This is a genomic window from Streptomyces cyslabdanicus (assembly GCF_052663305.1).
The window spans coordinates 82,817-96,191 of sequence record NZ_JBQRUW010000054.1 but is presented as its reverse complement, the minus strand read 5'-3'; the positions used below and the strand labels follow the sequence as shown (position 1 = coordinate 96,191).

At 70.4% G+C, this 13,375-nt stretch carries 10 protein-coding genes; 2 read left to right on the top strand and 8 right to left on the bottom strand.

All coding sequences use genetic code 11. From position 1 onward, the window contains the following. Positions 1 to 234: 234 nt before the first annotated feature. From ACTYVM_RS29850 to ACTYVM_RS29840, 3 genes are all read right to left on the bottom strand, one after another. Positions 235 to 1,098 (bottom strand): alpha/beta fold hydrolase, encoded by an 864-nt coding sequence (locus ACTYVM_RS29850; RefSeq protein ID WP_445528945.1) that lies wholly within the window; start codon positions 1,096 to 1,098, stop codon positions 235 to 237. 87 nt (positions 1,099 to 1,185) lie between these two features. Continuing rightward, positions 1,186 to 2,826, bottom strand: coding sequence for an L-glutamate gamma-semialdehyde dehydrogenase (gene pruA / locus ACTYVM_RS29845; RefSeq protein WP_445528944.1), 1,641 nt, complete (start codon positions 2,824 to 2,826; stop codon positions 1,186 to 1,188). A 50-nt stretch (positions 2,827 to 2,876) separates the two neighbouring features. Next, positions 2,877 to 3,803, bottom strand: a complete 927-nt coding sequence (locus ACTYVM_RS29840) for a proline dehydrogenase family protein (protein WP_445528943.1) — start codon at positions 3,801 to 3,803, stop codon at positions 2,877 to 2,879. 165 nt (positions 3,804 to 3,968) lie between these two features. On the opposite strand from ACTYVM_RS29840, the gene ACTYVM_RS29835 reads away from it, so the two are divergent. After that, on the top strand, positions 3,969 to 5,297 hold the full coding sequence (locus ACTYVM_RS29835) for a PucR family transcriptional regulator (protein WP_445528942.1): 1,329 nt from the start codon (positions 3,969 to 3,971) through the stop codon (positions 5,295 to 5,297). A 231-nt stretch (positions 5,298 to 5,528) separates the two neighbouring features. Here ACTYVM_RS29835 and ACTYVM_RS29830 read toward each other — a convergent pair whose 3' ends face one another. After that, positions 5,529 to 6,131, bottom strand: a complete 603-nt coding sequence (locus tag ACTYVM_RS29830) for a TetR/AcrR family transcriptional regulator (protein ID WP_445528941.1) — start codon at positions 6,129 to 6,131, stop codon at positions 5,529 to 5,531. A gap of 97 nt (positions 6,132 to 6,228) precedes the next feature. On the opposite strand from ACTYVM_RS29830, the gene ACTYVM_RS29825 reads away from it, so the two are divergent. Continuing rightward, the gene (locus ACTYVM_RS29825; RefSeq protein WP_445528940.1) at positions 6,229 to 7,800 is read left to right on the top strand and encodes an MFS transporter; all 1,572 of its coding nucleotides are present in this window, start codon (positions 6,229 to 6,231) and stop codon (positions 7,798 to 7,800) included. A 107-nt stretch (positions 7,801 to 7,907) separates the two neighbouring features. Here the strand turns inward: ACTYVM_RS29825 and serA are convergent, their stop codons facing one another. From serA to ACTYVM_RS29805, 4 genes are all read right to left on the bottom strand, one after another. Further along, positions 7,908 to 9,497 carry a phosphoglycerate dehydrogenase gene (gene serA / locus ACTYVM_RS29820; protein WP_445528939.1) on the bottom strand — a complete coding sequence of 530 codons (1,590 nt, stop codon included), beginning with the start codon at positions 9,495 to 9,497 and terminating at the stop codon, positions 7,908 to 7,910. Between the two features lie 311 nt (positions 9,498 to 9,808). Further along, positions 9,809 to 10,807 (bottom strand): ketol-acid reductoisomerase, encoded by a 999-nt coding sequence (gene ilvC / locus ACTYVM_RS29815; RefSeq protein ID WP_445528938.1) that lies wholly within the window; start codon positions 10,805 to 10,807, stop codon positions 9,809 to 9,811. A gap of 118 nt (positions 10,808 to 10,925) precedes the next feature. After that, the gene (gene ilvN, locus ACTYVM_RS29810) at positions 10,926 to 11,450 is read right to left on the bottom strand and encodes an acetolactate synthase small subunit (protein WP_400034823.1); all 525 of its coding nucleotides are present in this window, start codon (positions 11,448 to 11,450) and stop codon (positions 10,926 to 10,928) included. Between the two features lie 20 nt (positions 11,451 to 11,470). Next, positions 11,471 to 13,315: an acetolactate synthase large subunit gene (locus ACTYVM_RS29805; RefSeq protein WP_445528937.1), complete on the bottom strand. Its 1,845-nt coding sequence runs from the start codon at positions 13,313 to 13,315 to the stop codon at positions 11,471 to 11,473. Positions 13,316 to 13,375: the final 60 nt, after the last annotated feature.

Genomic DNA, 13,375 nt, shown 5'->3' with positions numbered 1-13,375 from the left:
GATGAGGAAAAGGGGTGACGAGATGCCGGAAGGGGCGGGGAGCGGTACCGCAGGGGTGTCCTGCGCGGGGCCCGGCTCACGACCGCCGTTCGCTTGATCAGCGAGAACGTTCGGCTTCTACAAAACTAAGCGAGGAACGGGCGCCTGTCTCCACAATTACTCGGACTTCCTACTATCTGAGACGGCGTGTCGGAGCACCCCCCGCCGACCTGCCCCTTTCCTCCGAACAGGGGTTCACAGCACTGCCGCCACCGCCCGCCGAAAACCCTGAGCCTCCTCGACCCAGGGCAGGTGCCCGGCGTCCGGGAAGGTGGTCCGGCTCACCCGGGGCAGGGCCCGCTCCAGGGAGTCCACCGCCGTGCGCGGGCGGATGTCCCTGCCGCCGTCGACGATCACGACCGGCAGGTCGAGGCGACGGCAGGCGGCGTCGAGCCCTGATGTGCCCCAGGTCCGCTTCCGCTCCTCGTTCAGCCCTGTGTTGCACGCCGAGTTGACGCCGAACCAGGGGTCGGCCATGCGCTCGGCGAGCGCGAGCGCCCGCTCCCGGTCCGCGAACTCGGCCGACCACTGGAGCACCGCCCGTTCCCGGTCCTCCGCCTCCGTCCGCCGGGGACGGTCCGTCAACTCCCGCCACCGGGCGAGACGTTCGGGGTCCTCGCCCAGCCGGGCCAGGAAGTTCCGCCGGTATGCGGGATGCCAGTCCGCGTCCGGCCCGATCCCCGTTCCGGCCACGTAGACCAAGGCGCTCACCCGTTCCGGGCGGGCCAGCGCGTAGCTCAGGGCGAGCTGTGCGCCCCAGGAGTGACCGAGCAGCGCCATCCGGTCGAGGCCGAAGTGACGGCGTACGGAATCGAGGTCGGCGACGAAACGCTCGCTCGTCCACGGCCCGGCGCAGCGCTGCGAGCGGCCGCAGCCGCGCTGGTCCCAGCGGACGACCGGGGCCACGTCCGTCAGCAGGCCGGTCAGGTCCCCGAACATGTCCCAGAGGCCCGGGCCGCCGTGGCACAGCACCAGCGGGGTGCCGTCCGGGCCCGAGCGCTCCGCCCACAGGCGTACTCCGTCGTCCGTCTCCACCCTGTCCCCCACCGCTCGTGTCATGGGGAGAGTCTGCCTCGGCGGGCATGGAAACGGGCCGGGAAGCCTGCTCGGGGGTCAGGCTTCCCGGCCCGTGCCGGGGAGGGCTGGTCAGCCCATGTGGGGGTAGCCGTAGTCGGTCGGCGGGACCAGGGTCTCCTTGATGGCGCGGGTCAGGGTCCAGCGCATCAGGTTCTGCGGGGCGCCCGCCTTGTCGTTGGTGCCGGAGGCACGGCCGCCGCCGAAGGGCTGCTGGCCGACCACGGCGCCGGTCGACTTGTCGTTGATGTAGAAGTTGCCGGCCGCGTAGCGCAGCTTCTCCATCGTGTACGCCGCGGCGGCGCGGTCGCCCGCGACGACCGAGCCGGTCAGGGCGTAGTCCGACACCGACTCCATCTGGGTCAGCATCTCGTCGTAGCCGTCGGCCGCGCTGTCGTCGTACACGTGCACCGCGAGGATCGGGCCGAAGTACTCGGTCGTGAAGACCTCGTTCTCCGGGTCGGTGCACTCGATGACGGTCGGGCGGACGAAGTAGCCGACCGAGTCGTCGTAGGTGCCGCCCGCGACGATCGTGCAGGACGGGTCCTGCTTCGCCCGGTCGATCGCGGCCTTGTTCTTCGCGAAGGAGCGGTCGTCGATGACCGCGCCGATGAAGTTCGACAGGTCGGTGACATCACCCATGGTCAGGCCGTCGACCTCCGCGGCGAACTCCTCCTTGAAGCCGGAGTTCCAGATCGACGCCGGGATGTACGCCCGGGAGGACGCCGAGCACTTCTGGCCCTGGTACTCGAAGGAACCGCGGGTCAGCGCGGTCTTCAGCACCGCGCGGTCGGCCGACGGGTGGGCCACCACGAAGTCCTTGCCGCCGGTCTCGCCGACCAGGCGCGGGTAGGCGCGGTACTTCTCGATGTTGGTGCCGACCGTCTTCCACAGGTACTGGAAGGTCTTGGTCGAACCGGTGAAGTGGATGCCGGCCAGGTCGCGGTGGTTCAGCGCGACCTCGGAGACCTCGATGCCGTCACCGGTGAGGAGGTTGATGACGCCCTTGGGCAGGCCCGCCTCCTCCAGCAGCTGCATGAGCAGCACGGCGGCGTGCGTCTGGGTCGGGGACGGCTTCCAGATCACCACGTTGCCCATGAGGGCCGGCGCGGTGGGCAGGTTGGCCGCGATCGCCGAGAAGTTGAACGGCGTGATCGCGTAGACGAAGCCCTCCAGCGGGCGGTGGTCCATGCGGTTCCACACGCCCGGGGAGTTGGCCGGGGGCTGCTCGGCGAGGATCTGGCGGGCGTAGTGGACGTTGAAGCGCCAGAAGTCCACCAGCTCGCAGGGGCTGTCGATCTCGGCCTGCTGCGCGGTCTTGGACTGGCCGAGCATCGTGGAGGCGGCGATCGTCTCGCGCCACGGGCCGGACAGCAGCTCGGCGGCGCGCAGGATGATCGCGGCGCGGTCGTCGAAGGACATCGCGCGCCAGGCCGGGGCCGCGGCGAGCGCGGCGTCGATGGCGTCCTGCGCGTCCGCCTTCGTGGCGTTGCGGGAGGTGCCGAGGACGGCCTTGTGGTTGTGCGGCTGGACGACCTCGAAGGACGCGCCGCCACCCATGCGCCGGACACCGTCGATGGTGCAGGGCAGGTCGACCGGGTTCTCGGCCAGCTCCTTGAGCTTGGCCTCCAGACGGGCCCGCTCGGGCGAACCGGGGGCGTAGCCGTGCACCGGCTCGTTGACGGGGGTGGGGACCTGGGTCACAGCGTCCATCAGTTCCGAACTCCTTGACTTGAGCGGTGTTGCGAGCGGGGTGCGGAGGCTCAGCCCTTGCTGACCATGCTCCGGAGGAAGAAGCGCAGGTTGGCCGGCTTCTCCGCGAGACGGCGCATGAAGTAGCCGTACCAGTCGGTGCCGTAGGCGGTGTAGACGCGCATCCGGTGGCCCTCGGCGGCCAGGCGCAGGTGCTCGTCGCTGCGGATGCCGTACAGCATCTGGAACTCGTACTCGTCGAGCTTGCGGCCGGCGTTGCGGGCCAGCTCCTGCCCGATCGAGATCAGGCGCGGGTCGTGGGAACCGATCATCGGGTATCCGTCGCCCTCCATCAGCACCCGCAGGATCCGGACGTACGCCTTGTCGATCTCGTGCTTGTTCTGGTAGGCGACCTCGGCGGGCTCCTTGTAGGCGCCCTTCACCAGGCGGACCCGGCTGCCGCTCGCGGCGAGGCGGCGGGCGTCGGCCTCGGTGCGGAACAGGTAGGCCTGGATGACGCAGCCGGTCTGCGGGAAGTCCTTCCGCAGCTCCTCGTGGATGGCGAACATCGAGTCGAGGGTGGTGTGGTCCTCGGCGTCCAGGGTGACCGTCGTGCCGATGGCGGCGGCGGCCTCGACGACCGGGCGGACGTTCTTCAGCGCCAGCTCGTGGCCGTTCTCCAGGGCCTGGCCGAACATGGACAGCTTCACGGACATCTCGACCTTCGGGCCGAGCTCCAGGTCCTTGATCCGGTCGACCAGCTCCAGGTACGCGTCCCGGGCGGCGGCGGCCTGCTCGGGGGTGGTGATGTCCTCGCCGACCACGTCCATGGTCAGCTCCAGGCCCCTGCCGGTGAGGTCCTCGATGATCGGGACGATGTCGCCCACGGTCTCACCGGGGATGAAGCGGTCGACGACCTGTTTCGTCCCGGGGGCCGCCGAGATCAGGCGTCGCATCCGGTCGCTGCGCGACGCGGCGAGAATCACGGGACCCAGCACGGGGAACCTCCACACGAACAAGCAACACAAGGCCGCGGCCCGACGATTCGGGGGCGGCACGGAGAACCACCGTGAAAGTAAAGGTTTCCTCAGATCGTCGGCCATCGACAGCTGTCACGCATCCGCGCACATGATCTCAGACAGATGTATGAAGGCCCGGCGGAAATGGGAGAGAATGCCCGAGTGACAACCGGTGACAAGGGTGACTACCAGGAGCTGGTCGACGAGATCTCGGAGCTGCTCGGCGCCCCGGCGACCCTGGAGAACCGGAACTTCGAGCTGATCGCCTTCGGCGCCTACGACAGCGAGGGCGACCTGGATCCGTCCGCCCTGGACCCGGTGCGCACCCGCTCGATCCTCACCCGCCGCTCCACATCGGCCGTCCGCCACTGGTTCGAGGGCTTCGGCATCACCCGGGCGACCGGTCCGGTGCGGATCCCGCGGACCCCGGAGGCGGGCGTGTACCGGGGACGGATCTGCCTTCCGGTCCGCCATCGGGGTGTCGTCCTCGGGTATGTCTGGCTCCTGGACTACGACCCGGGGCCCAGTGAGCAGCAACTGGCCGCGGCCATGCTGGTGACCGCGCGGATCGGCGCGCTGCTGGCGGACGAGGCCCAGCACGGCGCGGACCTGACCCGGGAGCTGCGGGCGGTGCTGACCGCCGAGCCGGGCTGGCCGCGGGACATGGCGGTGGCGGAGCTGCGGACGGCCCTGGGCTCCGGCGCGGACGGCCCGCACACGGTGGTGTGCGTGGCCCCCTGGCCGTCGGCGGACCCGGACGACGCCCCCTCGGTCCGTACCCTGCCGGGCGCCAGGGCCCTGTGCGCGATCCCCTGGGGCGGGGGCACCTCCCACGCCCTCGATGCGGTGGGGGGCAGTGGCCAGAGCCTGGTCCTGCTGGTCAGCCTGCGCTCCACGGACACCCTGACACCGGCGGTGTCGGCGGCGACCCGCCTGCTGGAGCGGGCGGCCGCGTCGGGGTCCGGCGGCGCGGGCCGCACCGGTGCCGGGACCGGAGGAGCCTCCGCTCAGGACGGGACGACCGGACGGGACGGTCCGGGCCGGACCACGCCGGGTGGCGGCGGGGTGGCCGCCGGGATCGCCGGGGCGCGGACGGGGCTCGCCGAGCTGGGTACCGCGTGGGCGGAGGCCTCGGCGGCGGCGCGGGCCGCGCTGGCGGAACCGCGGCTGGGACCGGTCGCGCGGTGGGCGGCCATCGGGCCGTACCGGCTGCTCACCGCGCTGCCGCCTCGGGCCGCGCACGACCCCGCCCTGCACGGGCTGCTCTCCCCCGCCCACCGGGAGCTGGCCCGCACCGCCGAGGCCTACCTGGACTGCGCGGGCCAGGCCGGCCGCACCGCCGCCGCGCTGGGCATCCACCGCCAGACCCTGTACTACCGGCTGTCCCGGGTGGAACAGCTCACCGGCCTCGACCTGGACGACGGCGAGGACCGCCTGCTGCTGCACATGGCACTGAAGGCGGCGCGGCTCTAGGTCCTGTCGTCAAACTCCCGTCGTCCGCCCGGAGGGCGGGCCTCGCGGCGTCAGGTGCGTGCTCTGGGGGTCCCCCCTGCTCGAAGAGCTTGGGGGAGTGCCGGGCCCTGGCCCTCGTACTGGATGTACTTGGGTCAGGGCCCGGTGCGGCGAGTGGGGGTCCCCCCTGCTCGAAGAGCTTGGGGGAGCGTGCATGGCGTCGCGGGGCAGACGGGAGTTTGACGACAGGGCCTAGGCCCTGTCGGAGTCGCGTTCGGTTCCTTCGATGACCCGGCGCAGGCCCTCGGTGAGCTGGTCGGCGTCGGTCGCGGAGTCGGAATCGAAGAGCCACTGCACCATCAGGCCCTGCAACAGGGTCTGGTAGAAGCGGCCTTCGCTGTCGACGACCTCCTCGCTCTGGTCGGCCTCGGGGATGCCGTTGAACAGCGGCAGCAGCCCGGAACGACCCTGCTGTTCCGCCTCCACCAGCATCTTGCGCACCTCGGGGAGCCGGTCGCCCTGGAGGACGATCTCGAAGCCCAGCAGCCAGATCCCCCGTGACTCGGGCATCGAGCGGATGATGTTCGCCCACACCTCGCGGAAGCGCTCGAGCGAGCCGGGAGGCGCCTCGGTGGTCCCGCCCGCGCCCCATCCGGGTTCGAACCGGTCGCCCATCCCCTCGATGAGGGAGACGTACGCCTGCACCAGCAGCGCGTCCTTCGAGCCGTAGTGGTAGCCGATCGAGGCGAGGTTGGTCCCCGACTCCTTCACGATGTCGCGCGCGGTCGTGCGCACGAAGCCCTTCTGCAGCAGGCAGCGCTTGGCGCCGTCCAGCAGGTCCTCACGGTGTCCCATGCCGGCCACCCTACCCGCGATCCATACAACCGTCCTAGACAACTGATTTATACGAACGTTCTAGACAGGCGTTTAAGACGCCCGTACATTGCGGGGCATGACGAACTCGACGAGCACCACCACGACCCCGCCCCCCGTGAACCCGCCACGCGCGGGGCGCCGCGAATGGACCGCTCTCGGCGTGCTGATGCTGCCGCTGCTGCTGGTCTCGATGGACGTCTCGGTCCTGTACTTCGCCATCCCGGCGATCAGCGCCGACCTGGAGCCGAGCGGCACCCAGCAGCTGTGGATCTTCGACATCTACGCCTTCGTCCTGGCCGGGCTGCTGATGACGATGGGGTCGCTCGGCGACCGCATCGGCCGCCGCAAACTGCTGCTGATCGGCGCCGCCGCCTTCGGAGTCGCCTCGCTGGCGGCGGCGTACGCGGGCAGCGCCGAGACCCTGATCGCCGCCCGCGCCGTCCTCGGCATCGGCGGGGCGACCCTGATGCCGTCCACGATGGCGCTGGTGCGCACGATGTTCGCCGACCCCGCCCAGCGCGCGAAGGCGATCGGTATCTGGTCGGGCGTGATGACCGCGGGGATCGCGCTCGGCTCCGTGCTGAGCGGTGTGCTGGTCCAGTTCTTCTGGTGGGGGTCGGTGTTCCTGGTCAACCTGCCCGCGATGGTGCTGTTGCTGGTGCTGGGCCCGCTCCTGCTGCCGGAGTCGAAGAGCTCCGAGCCGGGCCGCTTCGACCTGCTGAGCGTGCCCCTGTCCATGGCGGCGGTGCTGCCCGTGATCTACGGCCTGAAGAAGATCCCGTCCGAGGGCGTCCACACGCTGTACGTCGTCTCCGTCGCCGTCGGCCTGCTCTTCGCCGCCCTCTTCGTCCGCCGTCAGCGCACGGCGGCCTCGCCGATGATCTCGCCGGCCCTGTTCCGCGGCCGGGGCTTCGCGCCCGCGGTGGTCCTCAACCTGGTCTCGTCCTTCGCGATGCTGGGCTCGGCGTTCTTCACCACGCAGTACCTCCAGTCGGTGCTCGGCAAGAGCGCGATGGAGGCGGCCCTGTGGGCGCTGCTGCCGTCCGTGCCGATCGGGATGGCCGCGCCGGTGGCCGCCGCGCTCGTCCAGAAGGGCGTCAACCGCGCCTACGTCGTGACGGCGGGCTTCGCGGTCGCCGCGGTGGGCTACGGCATGCTGGCCCTGGCCGGCACGGACTCGCTCTGGCTGGTGCTGGCCGCGAGCGGCGTCCTCGCCTCCGGCATCGTGACGGTGCTGTCCCAGATGACCGACCTGGCGCTGAGCGCGGCCCCGGTGGAGAAGGCGGGCGCGGCCTCCTCACTGCTGGAGACCGGCGCGGAGTTCGGCGGCGCCCTGGGCATGGCGGTCCTCGGCTCGATCGGCACGGCGATCTACCGCCACGGGATCCCGGACTCGGCCCCGGCGGCGGCCCACGAGACCCTGGGTGGCGCGCTGGCCGTCGCCGGTCACCTGCCGGGGCGCGCGGGAGACGCCCTGGCCACCGCCGCCCGGGAGGCCTTCACCAGCGGAATGCACGGCGCGGCGCTCACCGGCGCGGCGGTCCTGCTCCTCGCGGCGGCCGGTGCGCCGACGACACTGCGCCGCATCCTCGTCAGGGAGACGGCGGCGCCCGTCGCAAAGTCCGAGGCGGCAAAGGCCGCGGCCTGAGAACACACAATCGCCGGACGGGGCTCAAGCAGCCCGTCCGGCGATTGAGGACGAGCCCGTTCAGGGCGAACGGGGGTCCGGGGGCAGCGCCCCCGGAGACGGTGACCTCAGACCAGGTTCACCGAACGAGCCGACGTCGCCCCGATCTCCTCGGCGACCTCCGCCAGGACCCCCGCGGGCACCGTGTCGTCGACGGTCAGCACCGCCAGCGCCTCCCCGCCCGCGGCCGCGCGGGCGACCTGCATACCGGCGATGTTGATGCCGGCCTCGCCGATGACACGGCCGACGGTGCCGACGACGCCCGGACGGTCCTCGTAGCGCAGGACGACCATGTGGTCGGCGAGCGCGAGGTCGACGTCGTACTCACCGACCGCGACGATCTTCTGGAGGTGCTTGGGGCCGGCCAGCGTGCCGGAGACGGAGATCTCCTCGCCGTCCGCGAGCGTGCCGCGCACGGTGACGACGTTGCGGTGGTCGGCCGACTCCGAGCTGGTGGTCAGGCGCACCTCCACGCCCCGCTCCTGGGCGAACAGCGGCGCGTTGACGTAGGACACCGTCTCGTCGACGACGTCCTCGAAGACGCCCTTGAGCGCGGAGAGCTCCAGCACCTTCACGTCGTGCTGGGTGATCTCGCCGTACACCTCGACGTCGAGGCGGACCGCCACCTCGCCGGCGAGCGCGGTGAAGATGCGGCCGAGGCGCTCGGCAAGCGGCAGGCCCGGCTTGACGTCCTGGGCGATGACGCCGCCCTGGACGTTCACCGCGTCCGGGACCAGTTCCCCGGCGAGGGCGAGGCGGACGGACCTGGCGACGGCGATGCCGGCCTTCTCCTGGGCCTCGTCGGTGGAGGCGCCCAGGTGCGGGGTGGACACGACCTGGTCGAACTCGAACAACGGCGAGTCCGTGCACGGCTCCTTGGCGTACACGTCCAGACCGGCGCCCGCCACACGGCCCTCCTTGAGAGCCGAGTACAGCGCCTGCTCGTCGACGATCCCGCCGCGCGCGGCGTTGACGATGCGCACGGTCGGCTTGACCTTGTGCAGCGCCTCCGCGCCGATCAGGCCGAGGGTCTCGGGCGTCTTGGGCAGGTGCACGGTGATGAAGTCGGAGACCTCGAGCAGCTCGTCCAGCGTCAGCACCTTGACGCCCATCTGCGCGGCCCGCGCGGGCTGCACGTACGGGTCGTAGGCGACGACCTTCATGCCGAAGGCCGACATGCGCTGAGCGACCAGGGCGCCGATGCGGCCGAGGCCGACGACGCCGAGGGTCTTCTCGGCGAGTTCCACGCCGGTGTACTTGCTGCGCTTCCACTCGCCGTTCTTCAGCGCGGCGTTGGCCTGCGGGATGTTGCGGGCGGTGGCCAGGATCAGGCCGCAGGCCAGTTCGGCGGCGGTCACGATGTTGGAGGTCGGGGCGTTGACGACCATCACGCCGGCCTTGGTGGCGGCGGAGACGTCGACGTTGTCCAGGCCGACGCCGGCTCGTGCGACGACCTTGAGCTTGTTCGCCGCGGCGACGGCCTCGGCGTCGACCTTGGTCGCCGAGCGGATCAGGATCGCGTCCACGTCGGCGATGGCGGGGAGCAGTTCGGCCCGGTCGGCGCCGTTGCAGTGCCGGATCTCGAAGTCCGGTCCGAGCGCGTCGACGGTCGCGGGCGACAGCTCTTCAGCAATGAGTACGACGGGTTTCGAGCTCACGTGAGTCCTCACAGATCTGGGGGCACCTCCCATGCCTTGAAGCTAGGGGGGAGCATGCGGACGGCCGTGTCCCGACGGCCGCAGGCGGAGGAGGGGGCTAGCCGCGTGGAAGACGCACGACGCTGTGGGCCTGACGCGTTGTAGTTCAGAAGTGTAATGGCGCCGGGTGCATCGTATTGCGCCACCGCGGAAGGATCACCCGTCCGTGGCTGGACGGTCGGGACAACACCGGAAACCGGTCACGGCCGGCGGTGTCGCCCGGTCGCCGAAGGGGCCGGAGCGGTACGGCTCCGGCCCCTTCGGGGTGAGGCTCACGCCTCCTCGTTCACCCAGCTCATGAGCTTGCGCAGCTCCTTGCCGGTGGTCTCCAGCAGGTGCTCGGAGTCCTGCTTCTTGTACTCGTTGTACTTCTTCAGACCGCCGTGGTACTCGTCCATCCAGGTGCGCGCGAAGGAGCCGTCCTGGATCTCGGCGAGGACCTTCTTCATCTCGGCCTTGGTGGCGTCGGTGATGATGCGCGGGCCGGTGACGTAGTCGCCCCACTCGGCGGTCTCGGAGATCGACCAGCGCATCTTCTCCAGGCCGCCCTCGTACATGAGGTCGACGATCAGCTTCAGCTCGTGCAGGCACTCGAAGTAGGCGATCTCCGGCTGGTAGCCCGCCTCGACCAGGGTCTCGAAGCCGGCCTTCACCAGCGCCGCGGTGCCACCGCACAGGACGGCCTGCTCACCGAACAGGTCGGTCTCGGTCTCCTCGGTGAAGGTCGTCTTGATGACGCCGGCGCGGGTGCCGCCGATGCCCTTGGCGTACGACAGGGCCAGCGCGAAGGCGTTGCCCGAGGCGTCCTGCTCGACGGCGACGATGCAGGGAACGCCGCGGCCCTCCTCGTACTGGCGGCGCACCAGGTGGCCCGGGCCCTTCGGGGCGACCATGCAGACGTCCACACCGGCCGGGGGCTTGATGAAGCCGAAGCGGATGTTGAGGCCGTGGCCGAAGAACAGCGCGTCGCCGTCCTTCAGGTTCGGGGCGATGGACTCCTCGTAGACCTGGGCCTGGATCGGGTCCGGCACCAGGATCATGATGACGTCGGCCTCCGCGGTGGCCTCGGCCGGGGTGACCACGCGCAGGCCCTGCTCCTCGGCCTTGGCCTTGGAGTTGGAGCCCTCGTGGAGACCGACCCGGACGTCGACACCGGAGTCGCGCAGCGACAGGGCGTGGGCGTGGCCCTGGCTGCCGTAGCCGATGACCGCGACCTTGCGGCCCTGGATGATGGACAGGTCGGCGTCAGCGTCGTAGAACAGCTCGGCCACTTTGGGTTCTCTCCTTGGTGTGCAGTTTGTGCTTCCCACCGTATGCCGGTGAGGGGACGGGAGGTCTGGGAGTCTCGATATCCGGGCGGCCGGTGTCACCCGACCGCCCGGACCCGGATCACGCGGAGCGGTCCAGGGCGCGCAGCGACCGGTCGGTGATGGAGCGGGCGCCGCGTCCGATCGCGATCGTTCCGGACTGGACCAGCTCCTTGATGCCGAACGGCTCCAGCATCCTGAGCATGGCCGACAGCTTGTCGCTGGACCCGGTGGCCTCGACGGTCACGGCCTCCGGGGAGACGTCGACGGTCTTGGCGCGGAACAGCTGGACGATCTCGACGATCTGGGAACGCGTCTCGTTGTCGGCGCGCACCTTCACCAGGACGAGTTCGCGCTGCACGGCGTGCGACGGCTCCAGCTCGACGATCTTCAGCACGTTGACCAGCTTGTTGAGCTGCTTGGTCACCTGCTCCAGCGGGAAGTCCTCGACGCTGACCACGATGGTGATGCGGGAGATGTCGGGGTGCTCGGTGACGCCGACCGCGAGGGAGTCGATGTTGAAGCCGCGGCGGGAGAACAGGGCGGCGATCCGGGCGAGGATGCCGGGCGTGTTCTCGACGAGGACCGAGAGGGTGTGCTTGGACATGGTTCTCACTCAGCTCTCTGTCAGTCGTCGCTGTCGCCGAAGTCGGGACGGACGTCCCGGGCGGCCATGATCTCGTCGTTGGAGGTGCCGGCCGCGACCATCGGCCAGACCATCGCGTCCTCGTGGACGATGAAGTCGACGACGACCGGGCGGTCGTTGATGGAGTTCGCCTCCTCGATGACCTTGTCGAGGTCCTCCGGGGACTCGCAGCGGATGGCGTAGCAGCCCATGGCCTCCGACAGCTTCACGAAGTCGGGGACCCGGGTGCCCCTGGCGTCCGGGTTGACGTCGTCGGGGCCGGAGTGCAGCACCGTGTTGGAGTACCGCTGGTTGTAGAACAGGGTCTGCCACTGGCGGACCATCCCGAGGGCGCCGTTGTTGATGACGGCGACCTTGATCGGGATGTTGTTGAGCGCGCAGGTGGTGAGTTCCTGGTTGGTCATCTGGAAGCAGCCGTCGCCGTCGATCGCCCAGACGGTCTTCTGCGGCTGTCCGGCCTTGGCGCCCATCGCGGCCGGGACGGCGTAGCCCATGGTTCCGGCGCCGCCGGAGTTCAGCCAGGTGGCGGGCTTGTCGTACTGGATGAAGTGCGCGGCCCACATCTGGTGCTGACCGACGCCCGCGGCGAAGACCGTGCCCTCGGGGGCGAGCTGCCCGATGCGCTCGATGACCTGCTGCGGGGAGAGCGAGCCGTCCGCGGGCTGCTCGTAGCCGAGCGGGTAGGTCTCGCGCCAGCGGCCGAGGTCGTTCCACCAGGCGGTGTAGTCGCCGCGGTGGCCCTCGCTGTGCTCCTTCTGGACGGCCTGGATCAGGTCGGCCAGGACCTCGCGGGCGTCCCCGACGATCGGCACGTCGGCGGCGCGGTTCTTGCCGATCTCGGCCGGGTCGATGTCGGCGTGGACGATCTTGGCGTACGGGGCGAAGCTGTCCAGCTTGCCGGTGACGCGGTCGTCGAAGCGGGCTCCGAGGGCGACGATCAGGTCGGCCTTCTGCAGCGCGGTGACGGCGGTGACCGCACCGTGCATGCCCGGCATTCCCACGTGCAGCGGGTGGCTGTCGGGGAATGCGCCGAGCGCCATCAGCGTGGTGGTGACGGGCGCTCCGGTGAGTTCCGCGAGGACCTTCAGTTCGGTGGTGGCGCCGGCCTTGATGACGCCGCCGCCGACGTAGAGCACGGGCCGACGCGAGGAGGTGATGAGCTTGGCCGCCTCGCGGATCTGCTTGGCGTGCGGCTTGGTGACCGGGCGGTAGCCGGGCAGGTCCATGACCGGCGGCCAGGAGAAGGTCGTCTGCGTCTGCAGCACGTCCTTCGGAATGTCGACCAGGACCGGACCGGGGCGACCGGTCGAGGCGATGTGGAACGCCTCCGCGATCGTCTTGGGGATGTCCTCGGCCCTGGTGACCAGGAAGCTGTGCTTGGTGATCGGCATCGTGATGCCGACGATGTCCGCCTCCTGGAAGGCGTCCGTGCCGATCGCCTTGGAGACGACCTGGCCAGTGATCGCGACCAGCGGCACCGAGTCCATGTTCGCGTCGGCGATGGGCGTCACCAGGTTGGTGGCACCGGGGCCCGAAGTGGCCATGCAGACGCCGACCTTGCCGGTCGCCTGCGCGTAACCGGTGGCCGCGTGGCCCGCGCCCTGTTCGTGGCGGACGAGCACGTGGCGCACCCGGCTGGAGTCCATCATCGGGTCGTAGGCGGGAAGGATCGTGCCGCCGGGAATGCCGAATACGGTGTCGACCCCGACCTCCTCAAGCGAGCGGATGAGGGACTTCGCACCCGTGACGCGCTCGGGCGCGGACGGGTGTCCTCCGGATCGGGGCCGCGGCTGCGGATGAGGGGCCCCGGTGGCCTGCTCGGTCATCGGCATTCTCTTCTCGACGCTGAGGGTTTTTGCGAGGTTTGGGCGGAGTTCGGACGCGGC

Coding starts and splice junctions, on each gene's coding strand:
- ACTYVM_RS29850 (WP_445528945.1), bottom strand. CDS start 1,098: ATGACACGAGCGGTGGGGGACAGGGTGGAGACGGACGACGGAGTACGC.
- pruA (WP_445528944.1), bottom strand. CDS start 2,826: ATGGACGCTGTGACCCAGGTCCCCACCCCCGTCAACGAGCCGGTGCAC.
- ACTYVM_RS29835 (WP_445528942.1), top strand. CDS start 3,969: ATGGGAGAGAATGCCCGAGTGACAACCGGTGACAAGGGTGACTACCAG.
- ACTYVM_RS29830 (WP_445528941.1), bottom strand. CDS start 6,131: ATGGGACACCGTGAGGACCTGCTGGACGGCGCCAAGCGCTGCCTGCTG.
- ACTYVM_RS29825 (WP_445528940.1), top strand. CDS start 6,229: ATGACGAACTCGACGAGCACCACCACGACCCCGCCCCCCGTGAACCCG.
- ilvN (WP_400034823.1), bottom strand. CDS start 11,450: ATGTCCAAGCACACCCTCTCGGTCCTCGTCGAGAACACGCCCGGCATC.
- ACTYVM_RS29805 (WP_445528937.1), bottom strand. CDS start 13,315: ATGACCGAGCAGGCCACCGGGGCCCCTCATCCGCAGCCGCGGCCCCGA.